The 21290-nt window shown below is 73.0% G+C and carries 17 protein-coding genes and 1 pseudogene; 8 read left to right on the top strand and 10 right to left on the bottom strand.

The features are described 5' to 3' along the window. Positions 1–18: 18 nt before the first annotated feature. A complete protein-coding gene (locus tag ABZ128_RS19535; RefSeq protein ID WP_356849784.1) occupies positions 19–1335 on the bottom strand; it encodes a DUF5685 family protein in 1317 nt (438 codons plus the stop codon). A gap of 283 nt (positions 1336–1618) precedes the next feature. Here ABZ128_RS19535 and sepF point away from each other — a divergent pair, with 283 nt between their 5' ends. Continuing rightward, the gene (gene sepF, locus ABZ128_RS19540) at positions 1619–2068 is read left to right on the top strand and encodes a cell division protein SepF (protein WP_356849785.1); all 450 of its coding nucleotides are present in this window, start codon (positions 1619–1621) and stop codon (positions 2066–2068) included. Between the two features lie 9 nt (positions 2069–2077). On the opposite strand, the gene ABZ128_RS19545 is transcribed toward sepF, so the two are convergent. Continuing rightward, positions 2078–3247 carry an acyl-CoA dehydrogenase family protein gene (locus ABZ128_RS19545; RefSeq protein ID WP_356849787.1) on the bottom strand — a complete coding sequence of 390 codons (1170 nt, stop codon included), beginning with the start codon at positions 3245–3247 and terminating at the stop codon, positions 2078–2080. A 96-nt stretch (positions 3248–3343) separates the two neighbouring features. Further along, on the bottom strand, positions 3344–4960 hold the full coding sequence (locus ABZ128_RS19550) for an MFS transporter (protein WP_356849815.1): 1617 nt from the start codon (positions 4958–4960) through the stop codon (positions 3344–3346). A gap of 402 nt (positions 4961–5362) precedes the next feature. Here ABZ128_RS19550 and ABZ128_RS19555 point away from each other — a divergent pair, with 402 nt between their 5' ends. Further along, on the top strand, positions 5363–6481 hold the full coding sequence (locus tag ABZ128_RS19555; RefSeq protein ID WP_356849789.1) for a hypothetical protein: 1119 nt from the start codon (positions 5363–5365) through the stop codon (positions 6479–6481). 274 nt (positions 6482–6755) lie between these two features. Then, positions 6756–7850 (top strand): phosphatase PAP2 family protein, encoded by a 1095-nt coding sequence (locus ABZ128_RS19560; protein ID WP_356849791.1) that lies wholly within the window; start codon positions 6756–6758, stop codon positions 7848–7850. A gap of 380 nt (positions 7851–8230) precedes the next feature. Here the strand turns inward: ABZ128_RS19560 and ABZ128_RS19565 are convergent, their stop codons facing one another. Beyond that, positions 8231–9196 carry a YafY family protein gene (locus ABZ128_RS19565; RefSeq protein ID WP_356849793.1) on the bottom strand — a complete coding sequence of 322 codons (966 nt, stop codon included), beginning with the start codon at positions 9194–9196 and terminating at the stop codon, positions 8231–8233. Positions 9197–9518: 322 nt separating this feature from the next. Continuing rightward, a pseudogene (locus ABZ128_RS19570) lies at positions 9519–10112 on the bottom strand (transglycosylase family protein); the annotation flags it as partial. Between the two features lie 330 nt (positions 10113–10442). Here ABZ128_RS19570 and ABZ128_RS19575 point away from each other — a divergent pair. Next, positions 10443–11249 (top strand): hypothetical protein, encoded by an 807-nt coding sequence (locus ABZ128_RS19575; protein ID WP_356849817.1) that lies wholly within the window; start codon positions 10443–10445, stop codon positions 11247–11249. Between the two features lie 240 nt (positions 11250–11489). Then, positions 11490–11906: a hypothetical protein gene (locus ABZ128_RS19580; RefSeq protein ID WP_356849794.1), complete on the top strand. Its 417-nt coding sequence runs from the start codon at positions 11490–11492 to the stop codon at positions 11904–11906. A gap of 46 nt (positions 11907–11952) precedes the next feature. Here the strand turns inward: ABZ128_RS19580 and der are convergent, their stop codons facing one another. From der to ABZ128_RS19600, 4 genes are all read right to left on the bottom strand, one after another. Next, complete coding sequence (der, locus tag ABZ128_RS19585; RefSeq protein ID WP_356849795.1) at positions 11953–13413, bottom strand: ribosome biogenesis GTPase Der; 1461 nt, start codon at positions 13411–13413, stop codon at positions 11953–11955. Positions 13414–13496: 83 nt separating this feature from the next. Then, positions 13497–14084: a lysophospholipid acyltransferase family protein gene (locus ABZ128_RS19590; RefSeq protein ID WP_356849819.1), complete on the bottom strand. Its 588-nt coding sequence runs from the start codon at positions 14082–14084 to the stop codon at positions 13497–13499. A 56-nt stretch (positions 14085–14140) separates the two neighbouring features. Continuing rightward, complete coding sequence (gene cmk, locus ABZ128_RS19595) at positions 14141–14839, bottom strand: (d)CMP kinase (protein WP_356849796.1); 699 nt, start codon at positions 14837–14839, stop codon at positions 14141–14143. Between the two features lie 144 nt (positions 14840–14983). After that, positions 14984–16072 carry a prephenate dehydrogenase gene (locus ABZ128_RS19600; RefSeq protein WP_356849797.1) on the bottom strand — a complete coding sequence of 363 codons (1089 nt, stop codon included), beginning with the start codon at positions 16070–16072 and terminating at the stop codon, positions 14984–14986. A gap of 205 nt (positions 16073–16277) precedes the next feature. On the opposite strand from ABZ128_RS19600, the gene ABZ128_RS19605 reads away from it, so the two are divergent. From ABZ128_RS19605 to ABZ128_RS19615, 3 genes are all read left to right on the top strand, one after another. Next, entirely contained in the window at positions 16278–16619 is a 342-nt protein-coding gene (locus ABZ128_RS19605) for a DUF952 domain-containing protein (RefSeq protein ID WP_356849799.1), read from the top strand. An 85-nt stretch (positions 16620–16704) separates the two neighbouring features. Next, the gene (locus ABZ128_RS19610; RefSeq protein ID WP_356849801.1) at positions 16705–17187 is read left to right on the top strand and encodes a Rieske (2Fe-2S) protein; all 483 of its coding nucleotides are present in this window, start codon (positions 16705–16707) and stop codon (positions 17185–17187) included. 28 nt (positions 17188–17215) lie between these two features. Next, entirely contained in the window at positions 17216–17938 is a 723-nt protein-coding gene (locus tag ABZ128_RS19615) for a nucleotidyltransferase domain-containing protein (protein WP_356849803.1), read from the top strand. 67 nt (positions 17939–18005) lie between these two features. Here the strand turns inward: ABZ128_RS19615 and ABZ128_RS19620 are convergent. After that, a partial coding sequence (locus tag ABZ128_RS19620) for an FG-GAP-like repeat-containing protein (RefSeq protein ID WP_356849804.1) occupies positions 18006–21290 on the bottom strand: 3285 nt, incomplete at its 5' end.

The raw sequence follows: 21290 nt of genomic DNA on the forward strand, positions 1-21290 counted from the left end.
CGGGTGACTGACAGGAGCTCAGCAGCCGTCGCAGGGACAGCAGCAGCAGCCGTCGCACCCGCAGTCGCAGTTGCCGCAGCCGGGGTCGCCGCAGTCGCACGCATCGCACCAGGGGTCCCGCTTCTTGCGGGACCACGGGCCCTCGTGCTCCGTGCAGCACAGCTGGCACGTACAGAACAGCCCGAGGGCCACCGCGCAGCCCGCGAGCAGCCCGCGGCGCGGCTTCTGCGGGGGCAGCCCGCCGCCCGGGCCCATGGGCGGCGGCATCCCGGGGCCGCCGGGCCCGCCCGCGCCGCCCCCGTACGGGTTCCCGCCGTACGGATTCCCGCCGTACGGGCCCGAGCCGTGGGGCGCCGAGCCGTACGGGCCCGATCCGTACGGGGCCGATCCGTACGGGCCGCCCTGCCCCGGGCCGTAGCCCTGCGGCGGGGCACCGTAACCGCCCTGCCCGGCGGCGTTCGCCCCCGCGTGCCCGCAAGCGGAGACCCCGAAGGCCCGGTCCACCGAGGTGCGCAGCTCGTGCACCAGCAGCCGGTGGGCCAGCCCCGCGTCGGTGAACTCGACCTCCCGCAGCGCCAGCCGGATCCCCTGCAGGGCGTCGTCGCACAGCCGCCGGGCCTCGGCGAGCGGGGTCCCGGTGGCCGTCAGCGGGTTCCAGGCACCCGCCGCGGCGTCGGCGGCCTGGTCCTCCACGGCGTCGAGCAGGTGCGCGAGCCGCCCGAAGTACCGGCCCGCCTCGGCGAGCGGGGCGGCGTTGCCTGGACGTCCGGCCAGCTGCGCGGTATGGGCGAAGGCCGCGGCCGTCGCCGTCTCCGTGGGCTCGGTCACCACGAGCACCGGGGTGCCGGGGCCGGCGAGCGTCTCGATGCCCGCCTGCCGGTCCACCGCGTCGACGAGGACCGCCGTGTCGAAGCCGAGCGAGGCCCCGGTGCGGGAGCCGGCCCGGTCCCAGCCGCGGGCCACCCGCCGGGCGGCGGCGGCCACCGGGGCACGGCCCAACAGCCCGTCGCCGTCGGCGACGTGGTCCCGTACCTTCGCGGAGGCCAGGACCAGCGAGACGGCGGCCGCGAGCCGCGCCCCCTCCCCGTTGGCCACCGAAGCCGTCCGCATCCCGCGCAGCGGGCAGGGCCCGGCGGTGCGCCGGGAGCGCGGCGACGGCCCGGACTGAGCGTCCGTCAGAACGGAGACGAGCAGCCCGTCGTAGTTGGTGACGATCCTCGCGAACTGGCCGTGGTCCCCGCGAAGTGCCAGGCAGAGCCCGCACAGATGAGCCATCCACTCCGTCTTGAACCGCTCCCCCAACCGGTGCGTGCAAGGCCTGACGATGCCGAACAATCTGGCTCCCCCGTGTGTCGTGCGCGTACTGGACGGGCATCGTATCCAGCCCGCTCGTTCACCCGTACGCCTCCACTGCTCACCCGGAAGACGGCACCGGTCGTATTTTCACTCAGTCAGCAGCCGTAGACATCAGGATCCTTGACCGTGCAACGGATGTTCTGCACCAGTACCGTCACGAAACCCTTGCGCGGCGGCTATCCACTTGGCGCGTTGTCAGCATCATGGACGACCATAGGGGCAGCGGAGAGAAGACGACTGACCGCGGTGAAAGGAGGCGACCATGGGTTCGGTACGCAAGGCGAGTGCCTGGTTGGGTCTCGTGGAGGACAGCGACGACGAGCGGTACTACGACGACGACTACGCGGAGACCGCCCAGGGTTCCGTCGCGGGGCCGGGCGACCAGTGGGCCACCGACCCCCGGGTCAGGGTGGCCTCGGAGTCGGCCGTCGAGCAGGGCCGGCGGATCGCGACGGTCACCCCGGACGGCTTCCGTGACGCGCGCGGCATCGGCGAGCTGTTCCGCGAGGGCGTCCCGGTGATCGTGAACCTGTCGTCGATGGAGCCCGCCGACGCCAAGCGCGTCGTCGACTTCGCCGCGGGTCTGACCTTCGGCCTGCGCGGCTCGATCGAGCGGGTGGCGACCAGGGTCTTCCTGCTGACCCCGGCCGACACCCAGATCGTGAGCGGCGAGCCCGCCGGCCGCTCGCGCGACTTCTTCAACCAGAGCTGAGCAGGGCCCTTACCGGAAGGCATCGAGTCCGGTGAGCGCCTTGCCCAGCACCAACTGGTGCATCTCGACGGTGCCCTCGTAGGTGAGGACCGATTCGAGGTTGGTGGCGTGCCGCATGACGGGGTATTCGAGCGAGATCCCGTTGGCGCCGAGGACGGTCCGCGCGGTGCGGCAGATCTCGATCGCCTCGCGGACGTTGTTGAGCTTGCCGAAACTGATCTGCTCCGGCCGCAGGGTGCCCGCGTCCATCCGCCGGCCCAGGTGGTGGGCGAGCAGGATGCCCTTGTGGAGCTCCAGCGCCATGTCGGCGAGCTTCGCCTGGGTGAGCTGGAAGCCGCCGATCGGCTTGCCGAACTGCTCCCGCGTCTTCGCGTAGTCGAGCGCGGACTCGAAACTGGCGCGCGCCGCGCCCATCGCCCCCCAGACGATCCCGTACCGGGCGTGGCTGAGACAGCCCAGCGGTCCCTTGAGCCCGCAGACGCCCGGAAGCACCGCGTCCGCGGGCAGGCGTACGTCGTCCATCACCAGCTCGCTGGTCACCGAGGCCCGCAGCGACCACTTGTGCTTGATCTCCGGCGCCGAGAAACCGGCGGAATCCGTGGGGACGGCGAAGCCGCGGATCCCCTCGTCGGTCTGCGCCCAGACCACGGCCACCGAGGCCACGGATCCGTTGGTGATCCACATCTTGCGGCCGCTCAGGACCCAGTCGCCGCCGTCGCGCTTGGCGTACGTGCGCATGGCGGCGGGGTCGGAGCCGATGTCGGGCTCGGTGAGGCCGAAGCAGCCGATCAGCTCGCCCGCAGCCATGCCCGGGAGCCAGCGCTGCTTCTGCTCCTCGGAGCCGTACTTCCAGATCGCGTACATGGCGAGCGAGCCCTGTACGGAGACCAGGGACCGGATGCCGGAATCGGCGGCCTCCAGCTCCAGGCAGGCGAGCCCGTACTGCACGGCGGTGGCGCCGGCGCAGCCGTAGCCCTGGAGGGACATCCCGAGCGCCCCGAGCGTGCCGAGCTCGCGCGCGATCTCCCGGATCCCGGGGAGCTCGCCGCGCTCGTACCAGTCGGCGATGTGCGGCAGGATCCGGTCGGCGGCCCAGGTGCGGACGGTGTCGCGGATGGCGAGGTCCTCGGGGCTGAGGAGCTCGTCGAGCCCGAGCGGATCGGTGGGTACGAAGGACACGGGGCCTCCCGGCGGGCCTGAGCGGTAAACCTAGCGGTGCAAGTTTGTCGGTGGCGCAGCTCCTGGTCCACCCCTGCCGGGTCGCCCGGGCGGAGGTCAGCCGGCGCGGCTGCCGAGCGCCGGGTTGCGTTCCGGCTGCGCCGCGGCCGGGATCCGGGACGCGTCGGGGCCCGCCTGGGCCGGGAGCCGGACCGGCTCGCAGTCGGAGCCGGGCTCCGCGCACTCCATGACGCGCGGCAGCCTCAGCGCCATCACCGCGCCCGCCAGCAGCAGCCCCGCACTCACCACGAGCGTGACGTGCAGGCCGTGCACGAAGGAGTGCCGCGCCGCCGCATGCAGCGACGCGCCCGCGGCGCCGCCGAGGGACCGCGCGATCTGGTAGGCCTCGCCCAGGGAGTTCGCGGCACCCGCCGCATCCGCGGGCGACACTCCGGGAACGTGCCGCAGCCCCGGGGCGTAGGCGGCGTTCATGACACTGCCGAGCAGCGCGATGCCCATGCCCGCGCCCAGCTGGTACGAGGTCTCGCCTATGGAGGCCGCGCCGCCGGCGGTGGCCGCCGGAGCCTCGCTCAGCATCGACTCGTACGCCGCGAACAGCGTGGTCTGGAGGCCGAAGCCGAGCACGACGAAGCCCACCGTGAGCAGCACCGGCCGGTCTTGCTGCCCCATGAAGGTCAGCAGCAGCACGGCGAAGGCCGTCAGCAGGAAGCCGAGCGAGACCATCGTGCGCGGCCCGATCCGGGCCAGCGTGTACGAACCGGTGGCGCCCGCGGCCATCGCGGCGAAGGTCAGCGGCAGCAGCCGCAGGCCCGTCTCCAGCGGGCTGAGGTCCAGCACCAGCTGGAGGTACTGGACCGCGATCAGCTCCAGGCCGACCAGGGCCAGCATGGCGAGCACGATGCACCCGACGGACGTCGAGAAGGCCGCCCTGGCGAACATCCGCATGTCGATGAGGGGGTGGGTGCGCCGCTTCTGCCGCCGCACGAACAGGACCAGCAGCGCCGTGCCGAGCGCCAGCGGCACCAGCGCGTACGGGTCGAGGAGCACGCGCTCCGCGCCGAGCCGCTTGACCCCGAGGACCACACCGAGGATGCCGCCGGCCGCCGTCAGGGCGCCGAGCACGTCCCACGGCCCGTCGCAGGAGCCCTTGGACTCCGGCAGCAGCCAGCGGCCCACCGGGAGGATCAGCGCCATCAGCGGGATGTTGATGAGGAAGACCGACCCCCACCAGAAGTGCTGGACGAGGAAGCCGCCGAGCACGGGTCCGCTCGCCGCGCCGATGGCGGCGACGGCGGTCCAGATGCCGATGGCCAGGGCCCGCTCGCGCCGGTCGGGGAAGACCTGGCGCAGGATCGACAGGGTGGCGGGCATGATCATGGCGCCGCCGATGCCGAGCAGCGCACGGGCGGCGATGAGGACCTGGGCGCTGTCGGCGAGGGCGGCGACGGCCGAGGCCGCGCCGAACAGTCCGTAGCCGAGCAGGAGTATCCGGCGGCGGCCGACCCGGTCGCCGAGGGTGCCGAAGAGGATCAGCAGCGCGGCGCAGACGAGCGGGTAGGCGTCGACCACCCACAGGAGCTCGATCGGGCCGGGGCGCAGGTCCTCGGTGATGGAGGGGACGGCGACGTGCAGGATCGTCGCGTCGAGCGCGACGAGGACCAGGCTGACGCAGAGGACCGCGAGGACGACCCAGCGGTTGGCCCCGCCGGACATCGTGATCAGCCTCCCCCGGACTCCGTCCGGGGCCGCCGACAGCCGGAGGGAGGCCGCGTCGCTGCCGGCGGTCCTGCGGCCGGACGCGTTCGTCCCCGACATGCATGTACCTCCAGATGATCGCTCGCACTCGGCGGACCAGCGTCTTGTGAGCCACGGTGATGGTGCGCCGTGCGGCTTCCTGCGGGGTCCGGCATCGACACGCGAGTGAAGAGCCAGCGTACGCGAGTCCGCCTGCCCGGCACGTGGTCAAGCTCTCATCGCGGCGGCGGCCGCACTGTGGTGTACGCCACTCGCCCACCCCTCCTCCGCCGTTCGCGCGTCTCCGACGGCGTACACGCGGGAGCGGAGGCCGTGGTTCTGGCCCCGTGGTCCGCTGCGCCGCCACCGATAATCATTCCTGTGGAAGATCTTGGATTTCGCCGGGCCGCGCCCGCCCTCGCCGTCTTCGCGGGCGTCCGGCTGCTCGGGCTGGCGGTGCTCGCGGGGTGGGGTGCGGCCGTCGGCAGCAGCCCGCACACGCTTCTTTCGGCGCGCTGGGACTCGCTCTGGTACGCCGGGATCGCCGCGCGGGGGTACGGCTACGAGGTGGTCCTCCCGAACGGGGACGTCCACTCGAACCTGGCCTTCTTCCCGCTGCTGCCCTGGCTGGAGCGGCTGGTGGCGGCGCCGACCGGGCTGTCGTACGGCTCCGCGGGCCTGGTGGTCTCGGCCGTGGCGGGGCTCGCCGCGGCCTGGGGGATCTTCGCGGTGGCCGGGCTCGTCCACGGCCGCCGGGCCGGGGTGTGGGCCGTGGCGCTGTGGGCGGCGCTGCCCGTCGCCGTCGTGCAGTCCATGGCGTACAGCGAGTCGCTGTTCACCGCCCTGGCCGCCTGGGCCCTGTACGCGGCGCTGCGCGGGCGGTGGCTGACGGCGGGCCTGCTCGCGGCGGGCGCGGGGCTGACCCGCCCGGTCGGCGTGGCGGTGGTGGCGGCGGTCTGGGTGGCGGCCGCCCTGGCCCGGCGGCGCGGTGAGCGGTCGTGGCGGGCGGCGGCGGGGGCCCTGCTGGCCCCGCTGGGCGCGGCGGCGTACGTGCTGTGGGTCGGGGCGCGGACCGGTGGCGGCCTGCTGGGCTACCTGGACGTGCAGGGGGGCTGGGGCAACGGCTTCGACGGCGGCCGGGCCTTCGCCCTGTTCATCGGGGCGAAGCTCGGCTCGGGCTCCCCCGGCGGCGTCGCCGCCGGGATCGGGCTGATCGCGGGCGTCGCCCTGGTGCTGTGGCTGTACGGGCTGTGCGTACGGCAGCGGCAGCCCGCCGCACTGCTCGTGTACGGGGGGATCGTGCTGGCGCTGGCGCTGTGCGCGTCGGCGTACTTCGGCTCCAAGCCGCGGCTGCTGCTGCCCGCGTTCACGCTGCTGCTGCCGCCGGCGGTGGGACTGGCCCGGTGGCGGACGGGGCGGGCGTCGGCGCTGCTGGGGGCGGTGGCCCTGGCCTCGGCGGGGTACGGGGCGTTCTGGCTGAACGGCTCGGGGCCCCCGTAGGCCGTCGCAGGTCCCGGCGGGCCCCACCGGCTTCGCCGGGCGCCGCATCACGGAATGGATCATTCCGATCCATCTTTGAGCAAAGTAATTGGGTCGGAGCGATAAACCCCGGGTGAGTGTGCGAAACAATGGCCAGGCCAATGGAACACGCCGCTCCAATTCATGCTCAAATCCCGGGAATTAGCGCCGCGTGAGACCAACTCCACATCACATGGTCATCACAAACCCCGCGATTCGACCGGGCCGCCCATCGACGCGCGGTAACGTCGATTGAGTGCGTACCGACCAAATCCTGACCCGTCTGGAGCGGGTCTTCGCCCGGCTGGACCGGGAACCAGAGCGACCGGCTCATCTGCAAACGCCGCGGATGAGCCGGCACCGCATCGTGCTCCTGGGATCGACCCTCGCCTTCTACCTGGCGATCGTGGTGGCCGTGCTGACCACGTCCTGGCTTGTCCGCCTGGACTGGCAGGTCATGTTCTTCCGGCCCTACGAGCAGTGGCCGCAGCTGCACGCCTTCCTCGACTACCTGGTGGTCCTGGGCCAGCGCGGGCCCACCGCGGTCATGGTCGCCGCATGGCTCGGCTGGCGCTCCTGGCGGCAGCACACCCTGCGCCCGCTGATCACCCTCGGCGTGTCGCTGCTCCTCCTCAACATCACGGTGGGCTCCGTCAAGCTCGGCCTCGGCCGGCTCGGCCCGCACTACGCCACCCGCATCGGCTCCGCCGAGCTCTTCGCGGGCGGCGATATATTTCCTTCCGGCCACACCGCCAACGCCGTCGTGACCTGGGGCATCCTGGCGTACCTGGCCTCCACGGTGAGGACCCGGCGGGTGCTGTCCGTCTTCTCCGCGGTCGTCTCGCTGAGCGTCGGCGCCACCACCGTCTACCTGGGCACCCACTGGGTCAGCGACGTGCTGCTCGGCTGGTCCGCGGGTCTGCTGATCATGCTGGCGCTGCCCTGGTTCGAGCCGCTCATCGCCGGGGTGGAGGCGTGGGTGTTCGAGATGCGCGAGCGCCAGCGCCGCCGGCTGGAGGCCGGCACCGTGCCCGCGCCGGTCGCCGCCCTGCTCACCCCGCTGCTCTCGGCGGGCGGCAAGTGGCAGCTGCGGCCCGCCGCCGCGGCTGCCGGGGCCGGCGCGGACCCGGAGCCCCTCGCGGTGCCCGCCACGGCGTCCGCACCGGCAACGGCGGCCCTGGCCGGCCACGCCCCGACGCCCCGGCCGGCCGCACACCTGCCCGTCCGGCCGCACCTGATCCGGTCCGAGCGGACGCCGGTCACCCCGGTCGGCAGCCGCCGACCGGCCCACACGGAGCGGGCCGCGGCCGCCGCCCGCGGGACGGCCGCCCGTCCGGCGACCGGGGGCTGAACCGCTCCCGTACGGGAGCGCGCGGGGCCGGTACGCACAGCCTCTCCCCGCACACCGCACCCACCGAGGCGGGCCGGGCCACCACCCGGCCCGCCTCGGCCGTCCGTGCCCCGAAAACACCGGAACGTCAGCGCCGCGCCCGGACGTTCCTCCGTACCGGGTCACGCTTGGGTCACGGAATGTCGACAGTTCTTTGACAGGCCCGACTTCGGCCGGCCGGCCCGGAAGGACGGCGGAAGCCGCCCCGCCGCATTCTTTTTCCGGCCGCGACACGCCCGACGGAGATACCGTTTTCGTATTCCGTCCCGAAGCCCGGGAATTCCTCCCGGGGATTGCCGTGGCCCATCGTCCGCACCCCCCGTGAGTCCCCCTCGGTTTCCTTACATCTTCTCCACGGCGCGCCCGAGAAGGTCCCGGGCGGCCCGGATCCGATCGGTCAGCTCCGGCGGCTCCACCACCTCGAACTCACACCCGAGCAGCATCACGTGAATGACGAGTACGTCCAGGTTCACTGCGCCGGTGCGCAGCAGGCAGCTCTCCGCGTCGAGCAGCTCGACGGCGCCGTCGCTCGGCCCGATGATCCGGGCCGCCTGCTGTGCGGGGACCTTCAGCCGCAGCACGGCCCGGGCGGCGTAGGCCGTTTGCGCCACGCCGCGCGAGACGTACGCGGCGAGGTCCTGGGCCGGCGCCGGGCGCGGGGGGAAGCGGGGCCCGTGCGGGGGTCTCGGCTCGATCCGGTCGGCGCGGAAGGTACGCCAGTCCTCCCGGTCCAGGTCCCAGGCCACCAGGTACCAGCGCCGCTCGGTGCAGACCAGCCGATGCGGCTCCACCACCCGGCGGCTGACCCGGCCCTCGTGGTCCCGGTACCCGAAGCGGAGCCGCTCGCCGTCCCGGCACACGGCGGCGAGCTCGGTCAGCACGGACGGGTCGACCCCGGCCGGTGCCGGGTCGCGCAGCATCGGCACGGTGAACTCGTTGAGCGCCGACACCCGCCGCCGCAGCCGGCCCGGAAGCACCTGCTCCAGTTTGGCGAGCGCCCGTACGGAAGCCTCGCCGATCCCCTCGACTCCGTTCCCCGCGGCCGTCCGCAGGCCGACCGCGACGGCCACGGCCTCGTCGTCGTCGAGCAGCAGCGGCGGCAGCTCGGCCCCGGCGCCCAGCTGGTAGCCGCCGCCGGTGCCGGGGCTGGCGTTCACCGGATAGCCGAGCTCCCGCAGTCGGTCCACGTCCCGGCGCACCGTCCGCGGGGTGACGCCGAGCCGCTCCGCGAGGTCGGCCCCGGTCCATTCGCGGTGGGCCTGCAGGAGGGACAGGAGACGCAGCAGCCGCGCGGAGGTATCCAGCATGCCGAGCAGTCTGCCAGCGCCCCCCGCCCCGTCGACCGGGCCCGGCCCCCACTGGCTGCGCGGCCGCAGCCCCCGCTCTCACCGGAACCAGGAGACCCACCGGAGCACCGGACCCACCGGCTTCAAGGGCCTCGCGGGGGCGGCCGCGCCCGGCGGCTGCGCCGCGCCGGCTTCGGCGGACGGCTTGGCCGCCTCCGGGACCGGCGGCCGGGCCGGAGACGCCGGAGCCGGAGACGCCGGAGCCGGAGACGCCGGGGCCGGGCCCTCCGGAGCCGGGCCCGCCGGGGCCGACGGCGGGGTCGGTGGTGTCGGTGGAGGCGGCCGGGGGGAGGGTGAGCAGGGTGCCCACCGTGAGCGACTGCGGCTCCGGGCCGATCAGCTCCCGGTTCGCCTCGTACAGCGCCTGCCGGCCGCCCGGGACCCGGCGGCGGCGGGCGATGCCGTCCAGGGTGTCCCCGGCCCGGACCACGTGCATCCGCCCCGCCAGCCCGTACCGCTTCGAGCAGACCGGCCACGCGTCCCACCCCTGGAGCCCCAGCACCTCCTCCCCGACCCGGATCTGCTGCTCCCGGGTCGCAAGGTCGGCCCGCGCCGCGAAGAGCAGTCCCCCGTGCGCCTCCCACGTCGGCTGCCGGAACTGCAGGCCCCCGTAGAAGCCGTTGCCGGTGTTGACCGCCCAGCGGCCGCTGCTCTCGCAGTCGGCCACGCAGTCCCAGGGCCACTCCCCGCCCGGGCCGCAGTCCCCCGGCCCGCTCCCGACGAGCCCCGGGGAGCCGGGATGCGCCGCCCCCGCGGGCCCGGGCGCCGGGGGCGGCGGAGCCGCGCCGGCGCCCGACGGGAGTACGAGGACGAGCGCCAGCGCGGCAGCGGCAGCGGCGGCCGCCGGGACGGCCCGCCGGATCCGGAGGTCGGGCATCGCGTCACGCTACGCAGCCGCGTGCCACCCGCCCTCTCCTGCCACGCGGCCCGCCGCGCGGCCCACCCGGTCGGCCCACCCTTGGCCGTCCTCCACCGGCCCCCCGCCCCCTCCAAACGGCCAGCACCGGGCACCAACTGCGCACAAGAGGAAAACAGTTGGAACGAAAACAACGCACCGGTCGGACCGTTCACTCCTCCGGGGGCCAGGTTCGATTCCGTTCCCTCAAACGGCGTGACCCCGGCCGCCGCTGCGCCGTTGAGCCCGGCGAGCCGGGAACCGCCCGGCCGCCCCCGCTCGCCTAGTCCGAGGAGCCACCCCGTGCCCCGCATGCTCGACGTCAGTGATGAGGTACGTGCCGAGATCGGTGACGAAGAAGCCGAGAGGCTGCTCACCGGCGACGACGCACCGCGCAGCTACGACTGCACCTCCTGCCGCACCCCGGGGGACCCCGAGACCGACCGCACCAGCACGGTGCTGTTCGTCGGCGAGGAGACCGCCGTCCTCGCCTTCGCACACGCCGGCTGCATTCCTTCGCAGGTGGTCTCCGTCTCCGAGGAGCAGCTGCAGGGCGCCGTCCGGAGCATCACCGGTGACAGCCCGGCCGCCGCGGGTGAGGCGCCCGCCGGCGGCGCCCCGCAGAACGTCCCCGGCGGCCAGGCCGTGCTCGGCATCACCAGCGGTCTGGTCCTGATCGGCGGCGAGCTCCACCCGGCCCTCGTGGTCGAGCCGACCGCGCCGATCGCCCGCCCGGGCACCACCGGCCCCGGCGACGACTTCCTGCCGCTCCTGATCGAGCAGGGGTTCATCCCCGTCACCGACACCACCGAGCTGCCCTCTCCGCTCGGCGGCTGGTCGATCCTGCTCGCCGCGGGACAGCTGCACGCCGTCCTGCAGCCCGGCACCGAGGGCGGCGGCCAGGTCGCCTGGTGGCAGGCCCACCAGGCGCTGTCGGTGACCGACGGCTGGCGGGCCGCCGTGAACAAGACGCAGCGCGTCCTCGTCTACGCCGCCCCGGTGGGCTCCATCGGCCAGCAGCCCCGCGAGGACCTGCTGCGCGACGCCCTGGACAAGGCCGCGGCGGCCGGCAAGCTGGTGGCCGCCTCCATGCCGCTGGCAGGCACCCCGGGAGCCTGACCCCCGCTGCTCCGGGCCCCGCTCCCCGACGGCCGCCCCGCCCCCTGACGAGGGGGCGGGGCGGCGTGCGTCGGGGAGCGGGGCCCGTCCCGTGCTCCCCCGGCGGCCGCCGGGACACGCCCCGGCCATCTGCGTTTTCTGCTGCCCGCCCCGCATCCGCGGGGCGCCGGGTTCGTTGGCTGATACGTGCATTCATACGACCCCTCCCGCGCCCCTGCCCATCCGAGCACCGTCTCCCCGATGCGCTCCGCACGGGACCGGGACACCGCTCCGGCCGCCGTCTCGCACACCCCGATCTACGACACGCTGTACTCGGAGTACCTGCGGGCCTTCCGGGCCCTGCCGGGCGACCGCACGGGCGAGGAGGACCTCGGCTTCACCGCGTTCTCCTACGGGGGCGCGTACGGCGGCGCAGCCGGCATCGCCCCCTCCCACGGCAGTGGTGCGTACGGGAGCGGATGGAGCGGCTCCGGGGGCTCCGGCTCCCTCGGCTCGGGCAGTTCCCCGTGGCAGCCGGAGCCCTGGCAGCCCGCGTACGCGCCCGTACCTCAGCCCTCGTACGCCTACGCGGGCAGCACGACGAACGGGCGGCAGCACCAGACCGGGATGCAGCACATCCCGGCGGCCCTGCCGCCCGCTCCGCGCCGGGGCTACTGACCCCGGACCGCCCTGCCGCACGACGGCGTCACCGCCGTCCCGCGCGCTACTTCTTCTTGTACTGCGCGCCGCGCTTCTCGCGCACCCGTACCGAGATGTGGATCGGGGTGCCGTCGAAGCCGAACTCCTCGCGCAGGCGGCGCTCGATGAAGCGCCGGTAGCCGTGCTCCAGGAAGCCGGAGGCGAAGAGGACGAACCGCGGCGGCTTGCTTCCCGCCTGGGTGCCGAACAGGATGCGGGGCTGCTTGCCGCCGCGGATCGGGTGCGGATGGGCGGCGACGACCTCGCCGAGGAAGGCGTTCAGCCGGCCGGTGGGCACGCGCGTCTCCCAGCCGGCGAGAGCGGTCTCGATGGCGGGGACCAGCTTCTCCATGTGACGGCCGGTCTTCGCCGAGACGTTCACCCGGGGCGCCCAGGAGACCTGCTGCATCTCGGTCTCGATCTCGCGCTCAAGGTAGTAGCGGCGCTCCTCGTCGAGCTCGTCCCACTTGTTGTAGGCGATCACGATGGCGCGGCCGGCCTCGACGGCCATGGTGATGATGCGCTGGTCCTGGACGCTGATCTTCTCGGTCGTGTCGATCAGGATGACCGCGACCTCCGCCTTCTCGACGGCGGCGGCGGTGCGCAGGGAGGCGTAGTAGTCCGAGCCCGTCTGGAGGTGGACCTTCTTGCGGATGCCGGCGGTGTCGATGAACTTCCAGGTGACGCCGCCGAGCTCGATCAGCTCGTCGACCGGGTCGCGGGTGGTGCCGGCCAGCTCGTTGACGACGACCCGCTCCTCCTTCGCGACCTTGTTGAGCAACGAGGACTTGCCGACATTGGGGCGGCCGATGAGCGCGATCCGGCGCGGACCGCCGACGGGCGTGCCGCCGAAGGTCTGCTCGGGCGCCTCCGGCAGCGCTTCGAGGACGGCGTCGAGCATGTCGCCCGTACCGCGGCCGTGGAGGGAGGAGACCGGGTGCGGCATGCCGAGGCCCAGCGACCACAGGGCGGCCGCGTCGGACTCGCCGCTCTGGCCGTCGACCTTGTTCGCGCACAGGACGACGGGCTTGCCGGCCTTGCGCAGCAGCTTGACGACGGCCTCGTCGGTGTCGGTGGCGCCGACCTTGGCGTCGACGACGAAGACGACCGCGTCGGCCGTCTGGATGGCGTACTCGGCCTGGGCTGCGACGGAGGCGTCGAGGCCGAGGACGTCCTGCTCCCAGCCGCCGGTGTCGACGACCTTGAAGCGGCGGCCGGCCCACTCGGCCTCGTAGGTGACGCGGTCGCGGGTGACGCCGGGCTTGTCCTCGACGACCGCCTCGCGGCGGCCGATGATCCGGTTCACCAGGGTCGACTTGCCGACGTTGGGGCGGCCGACGACGGCGAGCACGGGGAGCGGCCCGTGGCCGGCCTCCGCGATCGCGCCCTCGACGTCCTCAAGGTCGAAGCCTTCCTCCGCGGCGAGCTCCATGAACTCCGCGTACTCGGCATCGCCAAGCGCTCCGTGGTCGTGCTGGTCGTTCATGAAGTCCGTTCCTCGTCGTTCGTGGTGGTCGGTGGTGCCCGCGCAGCGCGGTTCCACTACTGGGTTACTGGGTCAAGTCTCGCTCAGCGCCCGGTGAGGCGCTTGGCGTCGGCCAGGTGGGCCGTCAGCCGGCTCTGGATGCGTACGGTGGCCTCGTCCAGGGCGGTACGGGTGCGGCGGCCGGTGCCGTCGCCCGCGTCGAAGGCGGAGCCGAAGACGACGTCCACCCGGCTCTTGAAGGGCGGCAGCCCCCGTACGAGCCGTCCGCGGCGCTCGGTGCTGCCGAGGACGGCGACCGGCACGACGGGGGCGCCGCTGCGGACCGCGAAGTAGGCGAGGCCGGCGCGCAGCGAGGCGAAGTCGCCCTCGCCGCGGGTGCCCTCGGGGAAGATCCCCAGGGCGCCGCCGTTCTCCAGGACCGCGAGCGCGCGGGTGATGGCGGTCCGGTCGGCCCCGGAGCGGTCCACCTTGACCTGCCCGATTCCCTCCAGGAAGGGACCGAGCGGGCCTATGAAGGCTTCCTTCTTGATCAGGAAGTGCAGCGGCCGGGGCGCGGTCCCCATGAGCATGGGCCCGTCGATGTTGTGTGCGTGGTTCACCGCGAGGATGACGGGGCCCGAGGCGGGGACGCGCCAGGCGCCGAGCACCCGGGGCTTCCACAGCCCGTACATGAGCCCGATGCCGATCCGCCGGCCGACCGCCGCACCCTTGGGGGAGGGCGTTGCGCTCACGAGCGCTCCGCCCGCTTCTCCTCCACCAGGGTGACCACGCACTCGATGACCTGGTCGAGGGTGAGCTCGGTGGTGTCGACCTCGACGGCGTCGTCGGCCTTGGCGAGCGGGGAGGTCTTGCGGCCGGAGTCGGCCGCGTCCCGCTTGATCAGGGCTTCCCGGGTGGTCGCGAGGTCCGCGGCCTCCTTGCCGCGCAGCTCGCCGCTGCGGCGGGCGGCGCGGGCCTCGGGGGAGGCGGTGAGGAAGACCTTCAGGTCGGCGTCGGGCAGCACGGTGGTGCCGATGTCCCGGCCCTCGACGACGATGCCGCCGTCGGCCTCGGCGGCGATGCTGCGCTGGAGCTCGGTGATGCGGGTGCGTACCTCGGGGACGGCGCTGACGGCGCTGACCTTGGAGGTGACCTCCTGGGTGCGGATCGGGCCGGAGGCGTCCAGTCCGTCGACGGTGATCGTCGGTGCGGCCGGGTCGGTCCCGGAGACGATGCCGGGCTTGCCGGCGGCCACGGCGACGGCGTGCGGGTCGTCGGTGTCGACGCCGTTGGTGATCATCCACCAGGTGATGGCCCGGTACTGGGCACCGGTGTCCAGGTAGCGCAGCCCGAGCTTGGCGGCCACGGCCTTGGAGGTGCTGGACTTGCCCGTGCCGGAGGGACCGTCGATGGCGACGATCACGGCGGACGGAGCTGCGGTTTCCACGGTGCGGGCACCTTCCTGGTTGCGCGTACGTGTCCGGGCGCGCCAAAGCGCCCCTGCCCAAGGTTACCGGGCCCGGACGTACCCGCCGCCCAAACGGTCCCGCCCCGGCCTCCGGCAGGCCCGGCAGGCCCGGCAGGCCCGGCTCTACTGCCGGCGCAGCGCCCAGCCGCGCTCGCGGAGCTCGGCCGTCAGGGCGGCCACCGCCCGGGGCTCGACCATCAGCTGCACGAGGCCCGCCTGCTGTCCGGTCGCGTGCTCGATCCGGACGTCCTCGATGTTGACCCCGGCCCGCCCCGCGTCCGCGAAGATCCGCGCCAGCTCGCCCGGCTGGTCGCTGATGAGCACCGCCACCGTCTCGTACGCCATGGGCGCCGCCCCGTGCTTGCCCGGCACCCGTACCCGTCCGGCGTTCCCGCGCCGCAGTACGTCCTCGATGCCCTCCGCGCCCCCGCGGCGCTTCTCCACGTCGGCCGACTGGAGCCGCCGCAGCGCGTCCACGGTGGCCTCCAGGTCGGCGGCGATGCCGGCCAGGACGTCCGCCACCGGCCCGGGATTGGCCGACAGGATCTCCACCCACATCCGCGGGTCGGAGGCCGCGATCCGCGTCACGTCGCGGATCCCCTGCCCGCACAGCCGGACCGCCGTCTCGTCCGCGGCCTCCAGCCGCGCCGCGACCATGCTCGACACCAGCTGCGGGGTGTGCGAGACCAGCGCCACCGCCCGGTCGTGCGCGTCCGCGTCCATCACCACCGGTACGGCCTTGCACAGCGCCACCAGCTCCAGGGCGAGGTTCAGCACCTCGTGGTCCGTGTCCCGGGTCGGTGTCAGCACCCACGGCCGGCCCTCGAACAGGTCCGCCGACGCCGCCAGCGGCCCGGACTGCTCCTTGCCGGCCATCGGGTGGGTCCCGATGTACGCCGTGACGTCCACGCCCAGCGCCTCCAGTTCCCGCCGGGGGCCGCCCTTGACGCTGGCCACGTCCACGTACGCCCGGGCCAGTCCGCGTCCGATCGCGTCGGCCAGCGCCGTGGCCACGTGGGCGGGCGGGACGGCGACGACCGCGAGGTCGACCTGGCTCTGCGGCGCCTCGTCCGTCCCGGCGCCGAGCGATGCGGCCGTACGGGCCTGGGCCGGATCGTGGTCGGCGAGGTGGACGGTGATTCCGCGCGCGGACAGGGCGAGCGCCGCGGAGGTGCCGATCAGTCCGGTTCCGATGACGACGGCGGTTCTCACGGGGCGCTCCAGGGGTGCGTGACGTAACGGCAGCTCACGGTCAGGGTAGCCAGCCCCGGCCGTGCGGGGGTCCGGCGCCCCGTCCAGCGGGGCCGCCTCCCGAGGGGGCTGCGGCACGGCGTGGCACGGAAGGGGGTCACCCGATCCACCCCAACCTGCCCCCCGACCCGGGACCGGGGGGACCGGCCGGGGTACAACACGGGACATGATCTTCCACCTGGTTCCGCTCGCCGACTGGAGCGCCGCGCCCGAGCTCCCCTACGCCCCGTCCTCGCTCGACTCGGAGGGCTTCGTGCACTGTTCGGCGGACCGCCCGACGGTGCTCGCGATCGCCGACGCGCACTACCGGGAGGTACCGGGCACCCTGCTGGCCGTCGAACTCGACGAACGGGCCCTGACCTCGGAGGTCCGCCGCGAGGGTGAAACCGGAGGCCGCTATCCGCACGTCCACGGGCCGCTGGACCGTGCGGCCGTGGTGCGCGTGTGGGAGGTCGTCCGGGCGGCGGGCAGCCCGGCGCGACTGGCCCCGTGGGTCTCCGACTCCTGAGCCGGGCGGCGCGGCGTTGCTTCACCTGGGGCCCGTGAAACGCCAGGATGCTCCTCGCCGACCGGCCCCGAACGAGGAGCAGCCCATGAGCGACACCACGCCGACCGACCGCCGTACGCTCCTGGCGGCAGGAGCCGCCGCCGCGCTGGCGGGCGGCACGCTCACCGCCTGCGGCAAGGAGGAGAAGAAGCCCGCGCAGAGCGAGCCCGGCAACGCCTCCCCGCCGGCCCGGTCCGCCGAGGCCGCGGCCCCCTCGGCCGCACCGCCCACGGGCGCGGGCAAGGCCCTGGTGAAGTCCTCGGCGGTGCCGGTGGGCGGCGGTACGGTCCTGAAGGAGGAGAAGCTGGTGGTCACCCAGCCGACGGCCGGCTCCTTCCGCTGCTTCAGTGCGGTCTGCACCCACCAGGGCTGCATCCTGTCGAAGGTGGAGAACGGCACCATCGACTGCCCCTGCCACGGCAGCAAGTTCGAGATGACGGACGGCGCGGTGGCCCACGGGCCGGCCACCCGCCCCCTGGCGGAGAAGAAGATCACGGTGGCCGCGGACGGCAATATCTCGCTCGCGTAGCGCGGGGGAACGCACCTACGCTCCCCGGATGAACGAGCTGACGACGCCCGGGGAATCCCTCGATGCATCCCTCGACCTGACCCTGGTACGTGACCACACGGTCTACGCGTGCGTCATGGGCTCCCGGGCGTTCGGCCTGGCGACGGAGGCGAGCGACACCGACCGGCGCGGTGTCTACCTCGCCCCGACCCCGCTGTTCTGGCGCTTCGAGAAGCCGCCGACGCATGTGGAGGGCCCCCGCGAGGAGGAGTTCTCCTGGGAGCTGGAACGCTTCTGCGAACTGGCCCTGCGCGCCAACCCGAACATCCTGGAGTGCCTGCACTCCCCGCTGGTGGAACGGCTGACCCCGGTGGGTGAGGAACTCCTGTCCCTGCGGGGGGCCTTCCTCTCCCGCCGGGCCCACACCACCTTCACCCGGTACGCGCGGTCCCAGCACGCCAAACTCGCGGCAGACGTCCGCCTGCACGGCGCCCCGCGCTGGAAGCACGCCATGCACCTGCTGCGCCTGCTCCTGTCCTGCCGGGACCTGCTGCGCACGGGCCGCCTGACGATCGACGCCACCGGGCACCGCGACCGCCTCCTGGCGGTCAAGCGCGGCGAACTGACCTGGTCCGAGGTGGAAGCCTGGATGGCCCGCCTCTCGGAGGAGTCGGAGGCGGCCCTGCCGGGAACCCCCCTCCCGGAGTCCCCGGACCGAGCCCGGGTGGAAGCCTTCCTCACCCGCACCCGCCGCACGAGCGCCTCCGCGTGAACGCCTCGCGTGAACGCCGACCGGCCCGGACTGCGAGCAGTCCGGGCCGGTCGGGTGGTGCGGAGGGTCAGCGGTGGCTGACGAGTACGTGGGTTTCCCCGGTGCCGGTCCCGGTGATCCCTGCATCGTTCGCAAGGAACCCGGGGGCAACCCAGCCCTGCCAGCTGCGGCCGGCATAGCGGGCGTTCTGGTACACGATTCCGTCGGGTGCCACGGCGATCAGCTGCGCATCACCGTTGGACATGCCGGTGATGCCCACGCTGGTGGCGTTGTCCACACCACCGATGGGGCTCCAGCCCTGCCAGCTGCCGTTGACGAAGCGGATGGTGTGGTACTGGCGCCCGTCGTTGCCGACGGCGACGAACTGCGCGTCCCCGTTCGGCATGCCGGCCACGGCCACCGACGATGCGGCGAAGCCCGTGGCGCCCTGATAGCCCTCGATGGCGTTCCAGGGCTGCCAGCGGCCGTCGGCGTACCGGGCGGTGTGGTAGAGCTTGCCGTCCAGTCCGATGATGACGACCTGGAGGTCACCACTCGGCATCCCGGTCGCCGCAACCGCTCGGGCGCTCCAGGTCGAGACGGGGTTCCAGCCCTGCCAGCTGCCGTTGCGGTAGCGGGCGTTGTGGTAGATGCGCCCGTCGCCGCCGATGGACATGACCTGGGCGTCACCGTTGGGCATGCCGGCGATGGCTTCGTCCTGGGAAGCCCACATGGAGCTGCCGGCCGCGCCATTGATGGCTGCCCAATTGCTCCAGTAGCCGTTGGAGTAGCGGGCCCTGTGGTACAGCTTCCCGTCCATGCCCGTACCAAGCACCTGGACCGACCCGTCGGACGTCGAGGTGATCGCGTTCTCGGATCCCTGGAAGTAGCCGGCTCCGCCCACACCGTCCAGCGGGCTGAAGGGAGCCCAGCTGCCGGTGGGGGACTTGATGGAGTGGAAGAACGCCGATGAGGGCGCCGGGTGGGCGTCGGCTCCCGCCATGACGAGACCGAGGGAGATCCAGCCGTTGCTGCTGGTGTTGTCACCACCGTTCCAGGCGTGCACGGTAGCGCTGTCGTTCGGCCCGGCGAGGATGTAGTCGGCGTTGGCATCGCCGGTGAACGCACCGAACTGGACGAGCTGGCGGTTGGTGGTGAAGCCGGTGGTGACCTGGCCCAGCCACTTCCACCCGCCGCCTGTATCACCGCCCTGGTTCAGCGCGACTTCGACTGATCCGTTGTCCTGGATGTAGTAGTAGTCGGCCTTGCCGTCGCCGTTGAAATCGGCCCAGCGCTCACGGGCACTGTCCGGGTTGTGGTGGTCTGCAGCGACCACCCCCAGAGCCTGCCAGCCTCCGTTCCCGTCGCCACCCTTGTTCAGGTGGACGGATATGGTGCCATCGCTGCCGTAGGTCAGGTAGTCGGCCTTAGCGTCGCCGTCGAAGTCCACGAAACGGACCTTCGTGCGGTCGGCCGTCGTACCGGCGAAGACCTGGCCGAGGTCCTTCCAGCCGCTGTCGCCGCCGCCCTTGTTGAGGCGCACGTTCAGCGATCCATTGGCATTGATGAGCACGTAGTCGGACTTGCCGTCGCCGTCGAAGTCGACGAGCCGCACCTGCGAGCGGTCCGTGGTCGCGCCCTTGAACACCCGGCCGAGCAGCTTCCAGCCGCCGGCACCGTCACCACCGTTGTTCACCCAGACCGAGACGGCACCGTCGTCGCCGATCACGTTGTAGTCGAGCTTGCCGTCGCCGTCGAAGTCGGCCCAGCGGACGCGGTCATTGCCGTTGCCGACCTCGTTGGCGGCCACCGGTACGTCGCCGAGCTGGGCGGCGAGCACGAACTCGGCGCCGAAGGACAGACCGCCGGCGTCGGGCTGCTTGCCTGGCCAGGCCACGACCTTGCCGCCCTTGCGCGCCCACAGGTCGGACAGACCGTCGCCGGTGATGTCACCGACGGAGCTCATGCCCGGATAGGTGGCTTCGTCGAAGCCGGTTCCGATCTTGACGCGTGCGGCCGTGCTGCCCCAGGCGGTGGGGTCGAGGTTGCCGTCCGGGCCCTTGCTCCCGTAGGTGCGGAAGAGGTCACCCGTGGCGTTGTCCCGCAGCCAGAGGTCGGGCACCTTGTCACCGTTGAGGTCGCCGGGCGCGATGACGGTGAACCTGTCCCAGTCGCCGTTGCCGACGAGTACGGGATCCGCCTCGTCGAGGTTGTTGTACAAGCCGGCGTAGTACGCCCAGAGCTGCTTGCCCTGCTTGACCAGCAGGTCCGGCTGGCCGTTCCCGTCGAGGTCGCCGGGAGCGATGATCTGCTCCGCGTTGTACCAGTGGTTGTTCTCCTCCCGGCCCACCGTGAGGACGATGGGGTTGTCGACCGAGCCCATGCCGGTGTTCGAGTAGGTCGACAGCAGCTTCCTGCCCTCGTTCGCGACGTAGTGGAGGGCGACGAGGTCGTTGTCGCCGTCGCCGTCCCAGTCGCCCTGGTAGGCGATCTGGGCTCCGCTGAAGGTCGTGCCGCCGCCGTTCGCCTGCGCCCGGACGAACGTGCTGTTGCCCTGGCCGGTGTAGGTGACGAGCTGGTCCTTGGCGTCGAGCGTCCAGATGTCGCGGATTCCGTCGCCGTTGAGGTCGCCGGGGCCGTCCACGGTGCTCGAACGGGTGGCGTAGTAGGTGTAAGTGGAGGTGTCGGAGCGGTTGCCCGCTTTGTCGACGCCGTAGGCGTACACGTGGTGCGGACCCGCGCCGGGCGGGACGATGGTCACGCTGCCCCCCGGAGCCACCGACTTCAGCCGCGGCTGGTCATCGGTGTAGTACCAGATCTCCTTCAGGTCCGTGACCCCGTTGGCACCGAAGGTGAAGGTGCCGGGCGTGCGGGCCTTGCCGGTCGTGGTCGGCCATCCGCCCGCACCGTCGGGGAACTGGGCGGAACTGACCACGGGCGGAAGGCTGGGCCTGACCCGGTCCACCGCGAACGTGCAGGTGGGAGACCAGGCGGAGGACGCGCCGTCCTGGTCCGTGGCACGGACCTTCCAGCTGTAGGTCCCGCTCGCCAGGCTTTCGTCGGGAACCGACCAGGTCACCACGCGTCCCTTGAGCGCCGGGAGCTTCTGCGTGGTGAGCGGGGCGCTCTGACCGGCCTTGAAAAGCTGGAACTCGGCCTGCAGGTTGCCGCCGTCCGCGTCGTCGAGCTTCGCGTACAGCGAGATGCGGGCGTTGCCGATCACACCGCCTTCGGTGCACGACGTGGCAGGGGAGGTGCCGAGGTCCGACGGAGTACCGGGCGGGTTGTTGTACTCGGTCTCCAGGGTGATGGTCTTGGGGTCGAAGCGCTTCCACTGGTACTGGTCGCTCTCGTTCGAGGCGTAGAGCCCGAG

Source organism: Streptomyces sp. NPDC006326, assembly GCF_040612915.1.
GTDB lineage: Bacteria > Actinomycetota > Actinomycetes > Streptomycetales > Streptomycetaceae > Streptomyces.